The organism is Enterobacter cloacae complex sp. I2 (assembly GCF_014896205.1).
GTDB lineage: Bacteria > Pseudomonadota > Gammaproteobacteria > Enterobacterales > Enterobacteriaceae > Enterobacter > Enterobacter quasihormaechei.
In genome coordinates this window covers 54,570-71,862 of record NZ_JADBRA010000004.1, presented here as the reverse complement: position 1 = coordinate 71,862, position 17,293 = coordinate 54,570, and the positions used below count along the sequence as shown (strand labels likewise).

Genomic DNA, 17,293 nt, shown 5'->3' with positions numbered 1-17,293 from the left:
GTGACCACCAGGCCACACTCGTCGTTTAAAATTGTGTTTATCCTTGGCCTGCTGGCCATGCTGATGCCGCTGTCTATCGATATGTATCTGCCCGCGCTGCCGGTGATTTCCGCGCAGTTTGGCGTACCGGCGGGCAGCGCGCAGATGACGCTCAGCACCTACATCCTTGGGTTCGCGCTCGGCCAGCTCTTTTATGGCCCAATGGCTGACAGCCTGGGGCGTAAACCGGTTATTCTGGGCGGAACGTTGATATTTGCCGCGGCGGCGGTGGCCTGCGCGCTGGCGCAGAGTATCGATCAGCTGATCGTGATGCGTTTCTTCCATGGCCTGGCGGCGGCTGCGGCAAGCGTGGTCATCAACGCGCTGATGCGTGACGTTTACCCGAAGGAAGAGTTCTCGCGCATGATGTCGTTTGTCATGCTGGTCACGACCATTGCGCCGCTGGTCGCTCCCATGGTGGGCGGGGCGGTGCTGGTGTGGTTCAGCTGGCATGCGATTTTCTGGATCCTGGCGATTGCCGCGCTGCTGGCCTCGGTGATGATCTTCGTCTTTATCGATGAAACGCTGCCGGTCGAGCGACGCCAGAAGTTTCACGTTCGCACTACGCTTGGCAACTTTGCCTCGCTGTTTCGCCACAAGCGTGTGCTCAGCTATATGCTGGCGAGCGGCTTTAGCTTTGCCGGGATGTTCTCGTTTCTGAGCGCGGGGCCGTTTGTGTACATCGAACTGAACCACGTATCACCCCAGCACTTTGGCTACTATTTCGCGCTGAATATCGTGTTCCTGTTTGTCATGACCATTATCAACAGCCGCTTTGTCCGGCGGGTCGGGGCGCTGAATATGTTCCGCGCCGGGCTGTGGATCCAGTTCGTGATGGCTATCTGGCTGGTGGTGAGCGCGCTGTTAGGCGTCGGCTTCTGGGCGCTGGTGGTGGGCGTGGCGGCGTTTGTCGGATGCGTGTCGATGGTCTCGTCCAACGCAATGGCGGTGATCCTCGACGAATTCCCGCATATGGCGGGCACCGCCTCGTCGCTGGCAGGGACGTTCCGCTTCGGGATTGGCGCGATAGTCGGAGCGCTGCTCTCAATGGCGACGTTTAATACCGCCTGGCCGATGCTGTGGGCGATCGCCCTCTGCGCGACCAGCTCCATCCTCTTCTATCTGTATGCCAGCCGGCCGCGTAAGACGGCGCATAAATGAACGCTTAAGGCCCGATACGGGCCTTTTTGTTGACCCATATCAACCAACCCTTCGTTCGTTTACCCTGTGTTTGTTTCTTTTATGTAAAATCTATTTATGTAAAAAGTCACATCATTGTATTTAAAAAGGTTGAGTTAGATCGCAGAAACGGGTACATATAGCGCCGACGCGAGCCTGTGACGCCTATAAAATCCGCTAAACAGTGCAGGTTGGCGATGATGTGTTACTATAAATGTAAATAAATTGTGAAGTAAATTTGCTTCCGGGGAACTGAACGTGAATACATTACAACTCTCCATTGTCCATCGCTTGCCCCAGAGCTATCGCTGGTCGACGGGTTTTGCAGGTTCGAAAGTTGAACCGATTCCGCAAAGCGTTGCAGGGGAGGATAATTGCCTGGTGGCGCTCAAGCTGCTCAGCCCGAGCGATGAAAACGCGTGGCCGGTTATGGAACGTCTCAGCCAGGCGCTGACGGATATCGAAGTAGACAGCTCCGTGCTGGAATGCGAAGGTGAGCCGTGCCTGTTTGTTAACAGCCAGGATGAGTTTGCCGCGACCTGCCGCCTGAAAAACTTCGGCGTGGCGATTGCCGAACCGTTCTCCGGTCAATATCCCTTCTGAGTGCTAGTCAGCGGACAATAGCTGGCGCGTGTAATCCTGCGTCGGCGCGGTAAATACGCGCTGGCACTCTCCTTGCTCAACAACCTCTCCCTGCCGCAATACCACCACCTGATGGCAAAGCGCACGCACCACCTGTAAATCGTGGCTGATAAAGATATAGGCCAGCCGATGCTTTTCCTGTAGCCCCTTCAGCAGCGTCAGGATCTGCGCCTGCACGGTGCGGTCCAGCGAGGACGTCGGCTCGTCCAGCACGATCAGCTCCGGTTTCAGGATCAGCGCGCGGGCAATCGCGATACGCTGGCGCTGGCCGCCAGAAAACTCTGCCGGGTAGCGGTGGCGGGTTTCGGGATCTAACCCGACTTCCGCCAGCACCCGCTTCACCTCACTTTCGCGCTGATGTGCCGTCAGCGCGGGCTGGTGAACGCGCAGGCCCTCCTCGACAATCTGCAACACGCTTAGCCGCGGGTTCAGCGAAGAGTTCGGATCCTGAAATACCACCTGCATGCGCGGGCGGACGGGCAGCATTTGGCGGCGGCTCAGGTTTTGCAGCGGCATGCCGTCAAAGAGAATGTCTCCCTGCGAGGCAATCAGGCGCAGCAGCGCCAGGCCGGTGGTGCTTTTGCCCGAGCCGGATTCGCCCACAAGCCCAAGCGACTCACCCGCACGCAGAGAGAAGCTCATGTTTTTCAGGACATGATTATGATCAACCACGCGGCGCAAAATGCCCTTGCGGATCGGGAATGACACCGACAGCCCCTCAACCTTCAGCAACGGCGCGCTGTCGGCGTTAAGCGGAACCGGGTCGCCAGAAGGTTCGCTGTCCAGCAGGCGCCGGGTATACGGGTGCTGAGGCGCGCTCAGCAGGGCGGATGCCCTGTTCTGTTCCACGCAGCGGCCGTTTTGCATCACGGCCACCGCGTCAGCGAGCTTTTTCACGATGCTCAGGTTATGCGTAATAAAAAGCAGGCTCATGTTCAGCTCGTCGCGAAGCTCGCGCAGCAGTTGCAGAATTTGCGCCTGCACCGTGACGTCCAGCGCGGTGGTGGGTTCATCCGCAATCAACAGCTCGGGGCGCGTCAGCAGGGCCATCGCGATCATCACGCGCTGGCGCTCGCCGCCGGAAAGCTGGTGCGGGAAATCGTTCAGTCGTTTCGCCGCATGACGAATGCCGGTGCGCTCCAGGCAGTCCAGAATTTCACCCCGCGCCGCCTCTTTACGCATCCCCCGATGAAGTGACAGCACTTCATAGAGCTGTTTTTCCAGCGTATGCAGTGGGTTAAGCGACACCATCGGCTCCTGGAAAATCATGGCAATTTTATTGCCGCGAATGCCGCGCAGGGTTTGCTCATTCGCATTCAGCAGCGATTGCCCATGGAACAGAATGTCTCCCTGCGGATAGCTGACCGGCGGGGAAGGGAGCAGGCGCAGCACCGAAAGTGCCGAGACGCTTTTACCGGAACCGGATTCCCCGACCAGCGCCAGCGTCTCTCCGCGCTGGATCTGCAACGATAAATCCGTCACTACCGTGCGTGATTCGCCCTGCTTTGAAAACGCAATCGACAGGTTTTCTATGCTCAGAAGAGGCCGGGTCATGTCATACCGCCTTGTTGGGATCGAAGGCATCGCGCACGGCTTCGCCAATAAAAATCAGCAGGGAAAGCAGCACCGCCACGGAAAGGAATGCGGCGATGCCCAGCCAGGGGGCCTGAAGATTATTTTTGCCCTGTAACAGCAGTTCGCCAAGGGACGGTGAGCCCAGCGGCAAACCGAAGCCCAGAAAATCGAGTGACGTCAGGGTGGTGATGGAGCTACACAAAATAAATGGCAGGAAGGTGAGGGTCGCCACCACCGCATTGGGAAGCATATGGCGGAAGATGATTGCGCGATCGCTCACGCCTAACGCCTGCGCAGCGCGAATATAGTCGTAATTTCGCGTGCGCAGAAACTCCGCGCGCACCACGCCGACCAGCGCCATCCAGCCGAACAGGACGGTGATCCCGAGCAGCCACCAGAAGCCAGGCTGAACCACGCTGGAAAGCAGGATTATCAGAAACAGCGTCGGCATACCGGACCAGACTTCAATCACGCGCTGCCCCCACAAATCGATTTTCCCACCGTAATAGCCCTGCACGGCGCCCGCCACGACGCCCATGATGCTGGAAAAGAGCGTCAGCATCAGTCCAAACAGGAGCGAGATGCGGGTGCCGTAAAGAATGCGCGCCAGCACATCGCCGCCGTTCGCGTCCGTTCCCAGCCAGTTCTGCGAGGAAGGCGGGGAAGGGAAGGGGGTGGAGGTGGCATAGTTGATGCTGTTCGCGCCAAAGCGAATCGGTGCCCAGATCGCCCAGCCGTGCTGCGCGATCTGTTCACGCAGCCAGGGATCCTGATACTCGGCTGGCGTCGCAAACGGACCGCCAAAATCGCTTTCGCTATAGGTAGTAAGTACCGGCACGTACCAGCGGTCTTTGAAATGCACCAGCAGGGGTTTATCGTTGGCAATCAGTTCCGAACACAGACTTAAGGCGAACAGGACGGCGAAGATCCACAGGGACCAGTAGCCGCGACGGTTGTGGCGAAAGCGAGCCCAGCGGGCCTGATTGACGGGGCTTAAACGCGACATCAGCGGCCCTCAAAATCGATACGGGGATCGACCAGCGTGTAGCTGATATCGCTGATGATATTCAGCAGCAGGCCGATCAGGGTGAAAATGTACAGTGTGCCAAACATCACCGGATAATCACGGGAGACGGTGGCCTCATAGCCCAGCAGCCCTAATCCGTTGAGAGAGAACATCACTTCTATCAGCAGCGAGCCGGTAAAAAACATACTGATGAACGTGGCGGGAAAACCGGCAATCACCAGCAGCATGGCGTTGCGAAAAACGTGCTTCCACATAATCTGCTTTTCACCGACGCCTTTGGCGCAGGCGGTGACCACGTACTGTTTGCGGATCTCATCGAGAAAGGCGTTTTTGGTGAGCATCGTAAGCGCCGCAAAGCCGCCAATAACCGTTGCCAGCACCGGAAGCGTGATGTGCCAGAAGTAGTCGGTGATTTTCTGATACCACGGCAGCGTGCTGAAATCCGCGGAAACCAGCCCGCGCAGCGGGAAGAGGTCGAAATAACTGCCGCCGGCAAAAAAGACAATCAGCAGCACGGCGAACAGAAACGCCGGGATCGCGTAGCCAATAATAATGAACGTGCTGCTCCAGATATCGAAACGGCTACCGTTGTGGACCGCTTTGCGGATCCCCAGCGGAATGGAGACCAGATAGATGATCAGCGTTCCCCACAGCCCGAGCGTGATGGACACCGGCAGGCTTTGTTTGATCAGGGTTAACACCGAGGCGCTGCGAAACAGGCTGTCGCCAAAATCGAAACGGACGTAATCCCAGAGCATGTTGAAATAACGCTCGTGCAGCGGCTTGTCGAAACCATAGCGGTGGGTGATCTCGGCGATCACCTCCGGATCCAGCCCACGGCCGCCCCGGTAGTGGCTTTCGCTGATATTGCCCACGCCCGTCCGGGCATGGCTGGCGCCCATCCCTTCGCCGCCGCCGCCCGGCATGCCGCCAGCGTGACCAAATTCTATTGCCGCAATCGCCTGGTCCACCGGGCCGCCGGGAGCAATCTGCACGATAAAAAAGTTAATGGTGATGATGGCCCACAGCGTCGGGATCACCAGCAGCAGCCGGCGGATAAGATAAGCGCCCATCGTCACTCCTTAACGCCGCGCTGCGGGCAGTTTTGCGGCTTTATTCACGTCATACCACCACGTATCAAAACCAAGCGTATAAACCGGGCGAACGGCTGGCAGGGAGAATTTGTCCCAGCGGGCCACGCGATCTTCACCCATGTACCACATCGGCAGCATGTAATAGTTCCAGGTTAACACCCGGTCAAGCGCGCGCCCGAGCGGCAGAAGTTTCTCTTTATCGCCCTGAGCGGCCACGATTTTCGCAATCAGCGCATCAATCACCGGGCTCTTGACGCCCGGTGCGTTGTAAGAGGAGTTGATATAGCCCGATGCCCAGGAGATTTGCAGATCTGAGCTCGGCCACGGCTGCGCGGCCCACAGGCTCTGCATCATGTCGTAATCGCGGCTGCGCTTGCGGTTGGTAAGCTGCGCGATATCCACCTGGCGAATATTCATGATCACCCCAAGCCGGGCAAGGTTCTTTTTAAAGGGCAGCACCCACTGGTCGTTCGCGCCGGAGGCAATCAGCAGTTCGAAGCTCAGGGGTTTACCGGTTTTGGCATTCACCCGCTGCTGGTTTTTCAGCACCCACCCGGCGTCATCCAGCAGCTTGCTGGCTTTCAGCAGATTTTCACGGTCGAACCCGTTTCCGTCGGATTTGGGCGGTTCAAATACGCGGGTGAACACCTCCGGCGGCAGCTGCGCTTTCATCGGAGCCAGCAGAACCAGTTCATCCGCGTTGGGATAATCACGGGCGGCGTAGTCGGTATTCTGAAAATAGCTGTTCGCCCGGCTGTAGGCTCCGTAGAACAGCGCTTTGTTCATCCATTCAAAATCAAACGCCAGGGTAATGGCTTCACGCACCCGACGATCGGAAAACACCGGACGCTGGATGTTAAATGCCAGCCAGCGCGTATCTTGCGCAGATTCATTTTTGTGTTCGTCTTTAACGATATAGCCTTTCGCGAAGTTTTTTCCGATATACCGGGTAGCCCAGTTTTTGGCGCTGTTCTCGACACGTAAATCAAACGCGCCTGCCTTAAACGCCTCGAAGGCCACGTTGTCATCGAGGTAGTAGTCGTAGCGGAGGGTATCGAAGTTCCAGCGGCCACGGTTTACCGGCAGCGCGGCAGCCCAGTAATCTTTTACGCGGGAATAGATCACATACTGGCCCATGCGCCAGTCGGTAATGCGATAGGGTCCCCCGGCCAGCGGCGGGGTAGAGAGGGGATCGCTCAGCTTATGGTTTTTCCAGAACGATTCAGGCATGACGGGCAGGGAGAACAGGCTCAGCATGTTCTCTTTGTTCGGCTCACTCAGTTCGATTCGCACGGTCAGCGGGGCGATGGCTTTCACCGTGGTGCCCTTGTACACCAGACGAAACTGCGGTACGCCCTCGGTCATAAATTTATGAAAGGTGAACGCCACGTCGCGGGCGCTAACCGGGGAGCCGTCATGAAAACGCGCCTGCGGATTGATCGCGATTTCTGCCCAGCTAAAATCATCAGCGTAACGCACGTTCTCGGCAACCAGGGGATAATAGCTGCCGGGCTCGTCGTCGGAGGTGACAAACAGCGTGTCATAGAGGGATTCGGTTCGGGCTGCCGCCACGCCGCGGAGGGCAAAGCGGTTAAAGTTATCAAACGTTCCCGTGGCGGAAAGCGTCACGTTCCCGCCTTTGGGTGCGGCGGGGTTCACGTAATCGTAGTGGGTAAAGTTGACCGCGTATTTCGGCTCGCCTATGACGGCAAAGGCCGTGCTTTCTTTGATGGACTGCGCCTGGCTCGACAGGCTCACCAGCGCCAACAGCATCACTACAACGCGCATAATCATCGTGCGGCGGATCCCTTTGTTCACAGGCAGGCTCGGTTGAGGAGAATAATAAGTGACTGCGCCGCGATTGTGAAATTATTCCCCGAGCGTGACGTCGGGTTGCCACGTCTTAAACTCCTCCAGCGGCATCGGGCGGCCGATCCAGTAGCCCTGAAGATAGTTCACGCCATGCTCGCGCAGCCACGCCGCCTGCTCAGGTGTTTCAACGCCCTCGGCGACGGTTAACATATTCAGGCGTCCCGCCAGCGTCAGCACCGCGTCAAGCACCGGCGAGGTGACGGTCTCCGTCCCGATGGCGTTGACAAAACCGCGATCTATTTTCAGGTAATCCATGGTGAAGCGTTCAAGATAGATCAGCGCGCTGTGGCCGGTGCCAAAATCATCGATGGCGATTTCAAAACCTTCATCGTGCAGCCATTCGAACAGTTGATTAGCCTCGCGGTGGTTAATCATGTCGCGCTCGGTTATTTCCAGCACTATCTGGAAATGATCGGGTGGCAGGGCGGCGGCAAAGGCGAGCATATCCTCTTTAAAGCTTTCCGCATGCAGATGACCGGGCGCGATGTTTATCCCGAACTTGGCGCCGGGTGGAAGCCGCGTTTGCAGAACCGGGGCATCGCGAACGATCAGGTCAAAAAGGTGCAGCGTCAGCGGAACGATCAGCTTCTGCGCTTCGGCGAAAGTGATAAAGGCGTCCGGTGGGATTTCACCCATTACCGGATGCTTCCAGCGCATCAGGACTTCCAGCCCGGTCATTTTGAGCGACTGCGCATCCACGACGGGTTGATAGACCACGTAAAACTGGTCGCGCTTGATGGCCGTGAGGATCTCTTTCCCGGGATTCAGACGGATAGTGAGAATATAGAAGTTCAGCAGACCCGCCGCGATGCCGCAGACCAGGCCGAAAAAGACGGCGTACAGCACCTCATCGGTCGTCCAGGCCTGCGCATAGACGTTTACGGTCAAAGGAATATTTTTCAGCGTGGCGGTGCGCGCAGGGACGTCAGGCAAATCACTTGCCTGAACCAGCATTTCGGACCGGGTGGACAACGCAGAATCGCCTATGACGATGGCAATGCCGGCAAACTCATCCTGACGCGAGGTGTAGAGAAGATATGGCGACAGGTTGAGGTTGACGGAGGTAAACACGCCGCCGTCTTTCACCAGCGGATTGCGATACCAGATGGCAATCGCGGGCTTATCCGGCAGCATGGGCGTGCCCGGCAGGAGCGCGATATCAACAGGTTTGCTGATATGTAATTGAGGAATAAGCGTTTCCATCGGAGTATTCATCGGGCCTGTTGCTGAAGAGCAGAAGGCCTGTTTATCCCTGACCAGCAAAAAGGCGCGCACGTTAATGCTGAAGGCCGCGCGTGAGGTCAGCGCCGCGCTGACTTCGTCACAGCTGTTCAGCGTGAGCGGCTGGAGCTTATCAATGGACGTTTTGAGCTCGTCAAAATAGCCCTCCATATAGACGCTTAAATCCGTAATGAGGGTGTCGAACCTGACTTCTCGCTTGTGATAACTCCAGTAAAACTGTAACGCACCCAGAAGCAGGGCGGTGAATAACCCCGTAAGAAAACTGAGAAACAGTATCTTGCGATTGCTGGAGAAGTAGCGGGTAAACATAGATGTCGTGATTCCTGAAATGCCGCTGGATGTCTATCAGTGTAACGGGCAAAAAAAAACACTGCCGGAGCAGTGCTTTTTTTTATCGTATCGCCAGCCAAGGGATAACCAACGATACGACAGCAAGATTAACTACGGCTCAGAACGCGGCGAGCTTCGTTGTAGCGCTTTTTCCAGTAAGGTTCGTTCATGCTGGAAATCGTCACGCCGCTGCTGGTAGAAGCATGGACAAACTGATCGTTACCGATATAGATGCCAACGTGCCGACCGGTTGAACCCGCTCTGAACAGGACTAAATCTCCGGTGCGCAGTTTAGTACGCGAAATGGACTTGCCCATTTCCTGCTGTTCATAGGTAGAACGCGGAAGGTCTAACCCAAACTGCTCGCGGAACGTACGCTGTACGAACGCAGAACAATCGATGCCTTTCTTGGTGCTGCCGCCCAGACGATAACGCACGCCTTTCCAGTCAGCATACTGATCCATAATGCGCGACTTAACGTCGAGATTACGTACCATATTTTCAAATTCATCCTGAGAGGCTTGCAGTGAAGAGGAATCTTCCATTCCCACAACACGCGTCTCAGGATGCATATTCTTCGCGGTATTCGTTGTGCTACATGCCGAAAGCAGAACCGCCACTGCAATCGCCGGGATCCCCCGCAAGATATATCTCAAGATTGGTTGAGATTTGACCATTTTGTTTGTTTTCCCTTGAAGTCCTTAACGAAAATATCGTTATAAAAATGCCAACCGTGACGAGACTAATTATCTGTTCACAATGAGACAATTCTTTATGGTGAAAACTGTGGCGCAACGCACAAAATTATTCACCACGATAATAATTGTCTCAGTGGGGCAAAACGAGTTCGAGGTTAACCGATTGCTCAGGGTATTGCGAGCAAAAAAGTCCCTTTTTTTATAAGAAATTGTGATACACAACGTTACAGCGTGGAAATGCTCAAAACGCCGCCATTCCTGACGCTAATCCCTGCAATTGCTTCATTTTTATCACGAATAGTATGACGGGAAGATGACAGGGGTGAATGACGCCGGTAAGAAGGGAGTCAGGGATCGAAAACAATCCCTGATGAATGGTGTTAATTTGCGTTATTTATTTGTTTCCGACTTGTTTAAATTTGCCGGGAAGATAGCGATCAAAAATACCTATTAAGCGATCGCTCAACGGGGTCATCAGTACCCAGGGTAAGCCAATCAACACCGCCGTGAATGAGCCCACGGCGATATCGGTCAGCCAGTGCGCACCAATCATTACCCGCGGGAATGCGAATACCACAACAATAACCAGGGCGATGGCGAAGGCTTTTTTACCGAAATAGCGCAGCATAAAGCCAGCAAAAATCAGCAGCATCATACCGTGGTCGCCCGGGAAACTGTCCTTCGAGGCATCTTTGGTTGGAATATGCAGCAGCTCGCTGACGCGGTTAATGTTCGGGAAAGAGAGCGACGGACTGGCGCGTTTAACCGGCATCAGATGCTGCGCCAGCTGGTTGATAATCACGGCGGTCAGCAGCATCACCAGGCCGATAATCAGAATACGGCGACGACCCGTTTTGTCTTCTTTCAGCCAGAAGGAGAGCATCAGGCAGCCCATTGCCAGCAGCGAACAGCCGTCAAAGGCGCGGTTGTTGGTGATCGCAACCAGCCACAGGAAGGCCTCGCTCTTCGCCAGCGCCTGGTTAAAGAAGTGGAAAAGTCCGGAATCCAGCGGGAACCAGAAACCGTGATCCACCGGAAGATACCAGGAGAAAAAGATCGCCAGGCCGGCAGCATTAAGCAATAAAATAGCAGGAAGTCGAGTCGTCATAGTCTTCAGCACTGAATAAAACCAGCGGCAACGTTAGCCGCCCAAACTTAAACGAAGCTTCAACAGGCTTGACTGGAGGGCATTCCAGTCGGTATTAACCGCACTAATTAACTCTATCCGGCTGTCCGGCGGTGCGACGTTCTGGGTTTCTATGAAGAAATCCTCGCCCTGACGATTAATGCGAACCAGACCATCCGGGGTGCGCATGATCCCTTTTACCCGCTCAACCGGAGCCAGTCTCGCCCACTCCAGTATACCAATGGTGTCGAAAACCGTATCGGCATCGAAGATCCATCCGCACGCCTGGTGCCCCTGGCCGCTGTTCAGATTTCGGCGCCAGCGTTGATGTTCCGGCAGGCTCAGTGCGGCCAAGCCTTGCTTCACGCCGTGGCTGTGGGAATGCTCTGCGCTGGCGGGCAGTTGCGTCTGGTTGAGGCGGGGAAGGTCGAGCAGGACGCCGTCAATGTTGCCCTGGGTTGTCTGAACATACCGACGTCCACCGCCAGCCTGCTGCCACCAGGACTCAAACGCGGCCTCGCTCTCGGCCGTCGCGCGATCGGATTTATTCGCCACGATAATGTCTGCCGATGCGAGCTGATCGCGGAAATTGTCGTTACCGATCGCTTTTTCATCCAGAAGCTGGCGGGGATCAAGCAGGCAAAGCGTCGCGCGCAGCTCAAGCCATGGCTCGTATACCGGGGCGGTGAGTAAATCAAGGATTTGCTTCGGATGACCCAGGCCGGTGGGCTCAATCAGCAGGCGGTCCGGCTTACCCTGGCGCAGCAGCGTATTCAGGCCGACCTGCATCGGCAGACCATTCACGCAGCACATGCACCCGCCCGGGATCTCTTTCACCATTGCGCCGCTGTCGGCGAGCAACGCGCCGTCGATCCCCACTTCGCCAAATTCGTTGACCAGCACGGCCCACTTTTCCGCCGGATCTTTATTGGCCAGCAAATGCAGAATGGACGTAGTTTTACCGCTGCCGAGAAAACCGGTGATCAGGTTGGTTTTGGTCACGTGCGCTCCGATAGATAATTGTGATGTCGTAACAATTCTCTATCATCCTGACGAAAAAAACGGGCATTGAGAAGAGGGAGGGCGAACGGAGCGCATAACCGTTCGCCTTAAACGCAATAATCGCTAAATTTTTAACGTTTCGATAACGGCCTGACGCGCGCCGAGCCGGACGAGGCGCTGGTACGCTCCGGTTATCGCCTCGACAAACACCGGGTTTTGCGGCAGGTCATCGCCAAAGATTTCTTTAAGCGCCAGCAGGGCATTAACGCGTTCCGCGTCGCTGCTGGCTTCAGCAAGCGCCTGAAACTTTTCGCTCAGAGGGTCGCGCACGTCGATGGCGTTGCCCTGTTCATCCGTACCGCTGACGTAGCGCATCCAGCCCGTCACCCCCAGCGCCAGAAGTGGCCAGGCGGTCTTACGTTCAAGATGGACGCGGATCCCATCCAGCATGCGTTGAGGCAGCTTCTGGCTGCCGTCCATGGCGATTTGCCATGTACGGTGCTGTAGCGCCGGGTTGGCGAAGCGGTCAAGCAGGCTGTCGGCATACGCCGTCAGATCGACGTTGGTGATGCGCAGCGTAGGGGCCTGCTCATTCAGCATCAGTCTGCGGGCTGCCTCGCGGAAACTGTCGTCCTGCATGCATTCATTAATGTGCGCGTAACCGGCAAGGTAGCCCAGATAAGCGAGGAAGGAGTGGCTGCCGTTCAGCATCCGCAGCTTCATCTGCTCCCAGGGCAGGACGTCGTCAACCATCTGTACGCCTGCAACCTCCCACTCCGGGCGCCCGGCGACAAAATTATCTTCCACCACCCACTGAATGAACGGTTCACAGCTGATGGCGCAGGGATCGTCAACCCCCAGCTCCCGGGTGATTTCCGCGAGCGAGGCGTCGGTGGCGGCGGGCACGATTCGGTCGACCATGGTGCCGGGGAAGCTCACGTGCGTCTCTATCCATCCGGCCAGCTCTGCGGAACGCTTTGCGGCCATGCCAAGTACGGCGTTTTTCACCACGTGACCGTTGTCGGGGATATTGTCGCAGGAGAGCACGGTAAACGCCGGCAGGCCCCGTTCGCGGCGGCGATGAAGCGCTTCGACCAGAATGCCCGGCGCGGAATGCGGCTCAGACGGGTGCTCCAGATCGTGAAGGATGCGGCTGTTTTGCATATCCAGCTTTCCCGTCGCCGGATCGATGCAGTAGCCTTTTTCGGTTATGGTGAGGGAGACAATTGCTACCTGCGGTTCGCAGAACTTTTCAATAATGGCCGCCAGCGAGTCAATTTTTGCGTTCAGGCACTCTTTTACCGCACCAATAATAATCGGCTGGTTGCCTTCGGCACCTTTCTCCAGCACGGTAAAAAGATGATCCTGCGCCCGGAGCTGGCTCATGAGGACATCGCCGCTAAAGAGGCTAATCTCACATATTCCCCAGTCGCCTCCTTTGGCGTTCAGCACCCGGTTTGTTAACAACGCCTGATGCGCCCGGTGGAACGCGCCAAAGCCGAAATGGACGATGCGGGAGCGTAACTGCTGGCGATCGTAGCGGGGCTGCTGGACATGAGCAGGAAGCGCGGTGGAGGCAATAGTCTTCATGTAGTACACACCTGATTAACCATTAATTAACAACGCCAGTGTAAAGTTATATGACAACAAATTAAATTGGTAAGCCGTAAATATCCCTGTTATGTGAGTTTGATCAATCAATGTCGCGCGCTGTGTTGACCACTCCGATTAAACATGTATGGTAGTCGTCATTGAGCTAACATATATTGGTATAACAACTTGAGAGGGTGGGGCAATGGAACAAACCTGGCGTTGGTACGGGCCGAACGATCCGGTTTCTCTTGATGATGTGCGTCAGGCTGGCGCAACGGGTGTGGTCACGGCGCTGCATCATATTCCGAACGGTCAGGTGTGGCCGGTTGAGGAAATTCAAAAGCGTCAGGCACAGCTGGCTGAGAAGGGGTTAACCTGGTCTGTCGTGGAAAGTATTCCGGTTCACGAAGACATTAAAACCCACTCCGGCGAGTGTGAAACCTGGATTGCGAATTATCAGCAGAGCATTCGTAACCTCGCGGCCTGCGGTATTGATACCGTTTGCTATAACTTTATGCCGATTCTGGACTGGACGCGTACCGACCTGGAATATGAAATGGCCGATGGTTCGAAAGCGCTGCGCTTCGATCAAATCGCGTTTGCGGCTTTCGAGCTGCACATTCTGAAGCGTCCAGGCGCGGAAGCCGACTATACCGCCGAAGAGCAGCAGCAGGCGCTGGCGTGGTTTAAAGCCGCCAGTGAAGCGGACGTAGACAAACTGGTCCGCAATATCATCGCGGGCCTGCCGGGGGCGGAAGAAGGATACACCCTCGACCAGTTCCGCGCGCGCCTGGCGGAATACGGCGATATCGATAAAAACCAGCTGCGTGAAAACATGGCGCATTTCCTGCGCGCTATCGTGCCGGTGGCCGAAGAAGCGGGCGTGCGCCTGGCGGTCCATCCGGACGATCCTCCGCGTCCTATCCTTGGCCTGCCGCGTATCGTGTCGACAATCGACGATATGCAGTGGCTGAAGGAGACGGTGGATAGCATCTACAACGGCTTTACCATGTGTACGGGCTCCTATGGCGTGCGTGCGGATAACGATCTGGTGCGGATGATCGAAACCTTCGGCGATCGCATTCACTTTACCCACCTGCGCGCAACCTGCCGGGAAGAGAACCCGAAAACCTTCCACGAAGCCGCGCATCTTGGCGGTGACGTGAATATGGTTGCGGTGGTAGATGCCATTCTGGCTGAAGAAGTACGGCGTAAACAGGCGGGCGATATGCGTCCTATCCCGTTCCGTCCGGATCACGGGCACCAGATGCTGGACGATCTGCGCAAGAAAACGAATCCGGGCTATTCGGCGATTGGTCGTCTGAAGGGCATGGCGGAAGTGCGCGGTATTGAGCTGGCGCTGAAAATGACCAAATATCCTGAGCTTCTGTAGACGGAATTGCCCGGTGGCGCTTCGCTTACCGGGCCTACGAAAAACCGGCTCTGAAGCCGGTTTTTGTGTATTTGTAGGCCGGGTAAGGCGAAGCCGCCACCCGGCAAACGCCACTATCAGTCAGCGCGACCCATATAGCGTTTTTCTTCGATATGGATGCGGATCTTCTCGCCCGCGGACAGGTATTCAGGCACCTGTACGACCAGACCGGTCGTCAGGGTAGCCGGTTTGTTACGCGCGCTTGCAGACGCGCCTTTGATGCCCGGCGCCGTTTCCACGATTTCCAGATCAACGGTCTGCGGCAGCTCCAGCGCCAGCAGCACGCCATCCCAGGTCAGCACCTGCATGTCCGGCATTCCACCTTCAGGAATAAACAGCAGCTCTTCTTCGATCTGGTCTTTGGTGAAGATATACGGGGTGTAATCTTCTTTATCCATGAACACGTATTCGTTACCGTCGACATACGAGAAATCAACGTAGCGGCGGGTCAGGGTCACGGTATCCACGATATCGTCACCTTTGAAACGTTCTTCCACTTTCAGGCCGGTACGGACGTCGGCGAAACGCATTTTGTACAGCGTTGCTGCGCCACGGGCGCTTGGTGCCTGAATGTCGATATCTTTCACAATCAGCAGTTTGCCGTTGTAATTCAGTACCATACCTTTCTTAATTTCGTTCGCTCTTGGCATTGCAGTAATCCTGTATACGGGAGGTAAAAAATATCGCGCCAAATTACTCGCGCGCGGCCTTTCAGGCAAGCGGAATTCGTGGCTTTTGCTATCAATACATAAAAGGTGTTACTGTGCGCGCAATGCCCGACCACGCGGGCATTTGCCACCCACAGAGAGCATGTATGGATTGTCGTTCCGATTGTGGCGCGTGCTGTACCGCACCGTCCATCTCAAGTCCCATTCCAGGCATGCCGGACGGCAAGCCTGCCAATACCCGCTGCGTTCAACTTTCGGAATCCAACCTGTGCATGATCTTTGGCTCGCCGTTACGCCCAAAAGTATGCTCCGGGCTACAGCCAACCGCCGAAATGTGCGGCAGTACGCGCCAGCAGGCCATTACTTATCTGCTTGAGCTGGAAGCGCTCACCGCGCCTTAAACGTCTTTTATGCGCGTCAGGCAGCTCAGCGTCAGGACGCACATCACCAGCGCAATCCAGAACACCGTATGATAGTTCCAGATTTCAGCCACCACGCCTGCCAGTGAGCCTGCAATAATCCAGCCCACACGGGTGGTATTTGTATAAAGGGTGGTGGCAGAGCCCGCCTGACCCGGCATCAGATCCTGGAAATAGAGCATGCCGATACCGGCCAGAATGCCGATGTAAATGGCGTTCAGCAGCTGTAAAGCAAGAAGCAGCGCTGGCGTATGGACCGTCAGCATACCGACATAAAACAGCAGCCCGGCAGCGGCGGCGATGCGCATCAAAAAGCGCTTGCCGAAGCGCTTCGCGTAATAGCCCGCAATCAGCATGGTTGGGATTTCAAGCCCCGCAGCGGTTCCCATCATGATCCCGGCCAGCTTCTCCGGCAGATGCAGCTCATCAATAATAAACAGCGGCATATTAATGATATAGAGGCTGTTCGTTCCCCACATCAGGGTACAGATAATGAATAACAGCAGCGCGTCGCGCCGGTTACGTCGCGGTGCCTCCAGCGTGCCGGTCGCCACTTTGGGCTCTTTACGCATGGAGGGCAGGAAGAACCAGACCATCGCGCCGCACACCACGAAGGCCACGGCTGCGCTGAGGTACATCACCGTAAAGCCAAAACCCATCGCCAGCGCGTAGGCGAGCGGGGGACCAATTACCCAGGCCAGCGACACCTGAGCACGCAGTATTGAGCTGAACATCACCGCTTCCCGCCCGGTGCGGTCCGCGTGCTCGCGGGCAAGGGCGAACATCTGCGGGTTGGCGGTAGAGCCGAAGCTGCTCAGGAAGACGCCCACAAACAGTAGAATGAAGTAGTTACGGTTCCAGGCAAACAGCAGGCAGGCAAACACCCCGAGCAGGCAGCAAAAAACGATCAGGCTTTTGCGATCGCCTTTTCGGTCTGAACGACCAGCAAGAAACTGGCTGACGAAAATGCCAATGATGGCGCTCCCGGTAAAGAAGAAGCCGACCATCGCCGGACGGGCGTGAACTTCGTTGGTCAGAAACAGGCTCAGCGTAGGCGTTTGTAACGCACCGGCGATACCGGTGAGGAAAGCAACAATCAAAAACGCCGTTGACGTCAAATCAAAGGGCTTTGGTGAGGCGGCAGCGGGGGTGTTATGCATGTTCAGTCTTTGCGAGTAACAGAGAGAGGCGGAGTTTACGCCGCCCGTCATTAAATAAACAGAGGGTAAAGTCAAGATTGCTACAAAAAATCAAAATGGCATTTCACTTTCGCGCCGCCTCGCTGAAGCGTGCTGAACCTGTTTGCTGAACATCAGCAAAATCCCCTGAGCTGAAGAAGAAATGTGCTGCACTTC

15 protein-coding genes are annotated in these 17,293 nt (G+C 56.0%); 4 read left to right on the top strand and 11 right to left on the bottom strand.

Going from position 1 to position 17,293, the window contains the following annotated elements; all coding sequences use genetic code 11:
* Both IM300_RS04665 and IM300_RS04660 read left to right on the top strand, forming a co-directional pair.
* Nucleotides 1-1,200 (top strand): Bcr/CflA family multidrug efflux MFS transporter, encoded by a 1,200-nt coding sequence (locus tag IM300_RS04665; RefSeq protein WP_063868273.1) that lies wholly within the window; start codon nucleotides 1-3, stop codon nucleotides 1,198-1,200.
* 276 nt (nucleotides 1,201-1,476) lie between these two features.
* Nucleotides 1,477-1,821 carry a YejG family protein gene (locus IM300_RS04660; protein ID WP_003859372.1) on the top strand — a complete coding sequence of 115 codons (345 nt, stop codon included), beginning with the start codon at nucleotides 1,477-1,479 and terminating at the stop codon, nucleotides 1,819-1,821.
* A 3-nt stretch (nucleotides 1,822-1,824) separates the two neighbouring features.
* On the opposite strand, the gene yejF is transcribed toward IM300_RS04660, so the two are convergent.
* The 9 genes from yejF to IM300_RS04615 form a co-directional block, all read right to left on the bottom strand.
* Nucleotides 1,825-3,414 (bottom strand): microcin C ABC transporter ATP-binding protein YejF, encoded by a 1,590-nt coding sequence (gene yejF / locus IM300_RS04655; protein ID WP_193035520.1) that lies wholly within the window; start codon nucleotides 3,412-3,414, stop codon nucleotides 1,825-1,827.
* Nucleotide 3,415: 1 nt separating this feature from the next.
* Nucleotides 3,416-4,441, bottom strand: a complete 1,026-nt coding sequence (locus IM300_RS04650) for a microcin C ABC transporter permease (protein ID WP_107533400.1) — start codon at nucleotides 4,439-4,441, stop codon at nucleotides 3,416-3,418.
* Nucleotides 4,441-5,535, bottom strand: a complete 1,095-nt coding sequence (locus tag IM300_RS04645) for a microcin C ABC transporter permease YejB (protein WP_193035519.1) — start codon at nucleotides 5,533-5,535, stop codon at nucleotides 4,441-4,443. Before IM300_RS04645 ends, IM300_RS04650 begins: the two co-directional genes overlap by 1 nt.
* 9 nt (nucleotides 5,536-5,544) lie before the next feature.
* Complete coding sequence (locus IM300_RS04640) at nucleotides 5,545-7,350, bottom strand: extracellular solute-binding protein (protein ID WP_193035601.1); 1,806 nt, start codon at nucleotides 7,348-7,350, stop codon at nucleotides 5,545-5,547.
* A 75-nt stretch (nucleotides 7,351-7,425) separates the two neighbouring features.
* Nucleotides 7,426-8,979, bottom strand: coding sequence for a cyclic di-GMP phosphodiesterase (locus IM300_RS04635; protein ID WP_193035517.1), 1,554 nt, complete (start codon nucleotides 8,977-8,979; stop codon nucleotides 7,426-7,428).
* Between the two features lie 128 nt (nucleotides 8,980-9,107).
* Nucleotides 9,108-9,677, bottom strand: a complete 570-nt coding sequence (mepS, locus tag IM300_RS04630) for a bifunctional murein DD-endopeptidase/murein LD-carboxypeptidase (RefSeq protein WP_003859364.1) — start codon at nucleotides 9,675-9,677, stop codon at nucleotides 9,108-9,110.
* Between the two features lie 415 nt (nucleotides 9,678-10,092).
* Nucleotides 10,093-10,806 carry a phosphatase PAP2 family protein gene (locus IM300_RS04625; RefSeq protein WP_063450336.1) on the bottom strand — a complete coding sequence of 238 codons (714 nt, stop codon included), beginning with the start codon at nucleotides 10,804-10,806 and terminating at the stop codon, nucleotides 10,093-10,095.
* Nucleotides 10,807-10,839: 33 nt separating this feature from the next.
* Nucleotides 10,840-11,826 (bottom strand): GTP-binding protein, encoded by a 987-nt coding sequence (locus tag IM300_RS04620; protein WP_193035515.1) that lies wholly within the window; start codon nucleotides 11,824-11,826, stop codon nucleotides 10,840-10,842.
* Between the two features lie 123 nt (nucleotides 11,827-11,949).
* Nucleotides 11,950-13,416 (bottom strand): mannitol dehydrogenase family protein, encoded by a 1,467-nt coding sequence (locus IM300_RS04615; protein ID WP_193035513.1) that lies wholly within the window; start codon nucleotides 13,414-13,416, stop codon nucleotides 11,950-11,952.
* 205 nt (nucleotides 13,417-13,621) lie between these two features.
* Between IM300_RS04615 and uxuA the strand changes: the two genes are divergently transcribed.
* Entirely contained in the window at nucleotides 13,622-14,812 is a 1,191-nt protein-coding gene (gene uxuA / locus IM300_RS04610) for a mannonate dehydratase (protein WP_193035511.1), read from the top strand.
* A 116-nt stretch (nucleotides 14,813-14,928) separates the two neighbouring features.
* Here the strand turns inward: uxuA and yeiP are convergent, their stop codons facing one another.
* Nucleotides 14,929-15,501: an elongation factor P-like protein YeiP gene (gene yeiP, locus IM300_RS04605; RefSeq protein ID WP_014884579.1), complete on the bottom strand. Its 573-nt coding sequence runs from the start codon at nucleotides 15,499-15,501 to the stop codon at nucleotides 14,929-14,931.
* Nucleotides 15,502-15,665: 164 nt separating this feature from the next.
* On the opposite strand from yeiP, the gene IM300_RS04600 reads away from it, so the two are divergent.
* Nucleotides 15,666-15,920: a YkgJ family cysteine cluster protein gene (locus IM300_RS04600; RefSeq protein WP_063450332.1), complete on the top strand. Its 255-nt coding sequence runs from the start codon at nucleotides 15,666-15,668 to the stop codon at nucleotides 15,918-15,920.
* Here the strand turns inward: IM300_RS04600 and setB are convergent.
* Nucleotides 15,917-17,098 (bottom strand): sugar efflux transporter SetB, encoded by a 1,182-nt coding sequence (setB, locus tag IM300_RS04595; protein WP_063450331.1) that lies wholly within the window; start codon nucleotides 17,096-17,098, stop codon nucleotides 15,917-15,919. The genes IM300_RS04600 and setB overlap by 4 nt on opposite strands.
* Nucleotides 17,099-17,293 lie beyond the last annotated feature (195 nt).

Excerpts from the sequence above, each read along its gene's own strand:
- yejF (WP_193035520.1), bottom strand. The coding sequence starts at position 3,414 with ATGACCCGGCCTCTTCTGAGCATAGAAAACCTGTCGATTGCGTTTTCA.
- IM300_RS04650 (WP_107533400.1), bottom strand. The coding sequence starts at position 4,441 with ATGTCGCGTTTAAGCCCCGTCAATCAGGCCCGCTGGGCTCGCTTTCGC.
- IM300_RS04645 (WP_193035519.1), bottom strand. The coding sequence starts at position 5,535 with ATGGGCGCTTATCTTATCCGCCGGCTGCTGCTGGTGATCCCGACGCTG.
- IM300_RS04640 (WP_193035601.1), bottom strand. The coding sequence starts at position 7,350 with ATGATTATGCGCGTTGTAGTGATGCTGTTGGCGCTGGTGAGCCTGTCG.
- IM300_RS04635 (WP_193035517.1), bottom strand. The coding sequence starts at position 8,979 with ATGTTTACCCGCTACTTCTCCAGCAATCGCAAGATACTGTTTCTCAGT.
- mepS (WP_003859364.1), bottom strand. The coding sequence starts at position 9,677 with ATGGTCAAATCTCAACCAATCTTGAGATATATCTTGCGGGGGATCCCG.
- IM300_RS04625 (WP_063450336.1), bottom strand. The coding sequence starts at position 10,806 with ATGACGACTCGACTTCCTGCTATTTTATTGCTTAATGCTGCCGGCCTG.
- IM300_RS04615 (WP_193035513.1), bottom strand. The coding sequence starts at position 13,416 with ATGAAGACTATTGCCTCCACCGCGCTTCCTGCTCATGTCCAGCAGCCC.
- uxuA (WP_193035511.1), top strand. The coding sequence starts at position 13,622 with ATGGAACAAACCTGGCGTTGGTACGGGCCGAACGATCCGGTTTCTCTT.
- yeiP (WP_014884579.1), bottom strand. The coding sequence starts at position 15,501 with ATGCCAAGAGCGAACGAAATTAAGAAAGGTATGGTACTGAATTACAAC.
- IM300_RS04600 (WP_063450332.1), top strand. The coding sequence starts at position 15,666 with ATGGATTGTCGTTCCGATTGTGGCGCGTGCTGTACCGCACCGTCCATC.
- setB (WP_063450331.1), bottom strand. The coding sequence starts at position 17,098 with ATGCATAACACCCCCGCTGCCGCCTCACCAAAGCCCTTTGATTTGACG.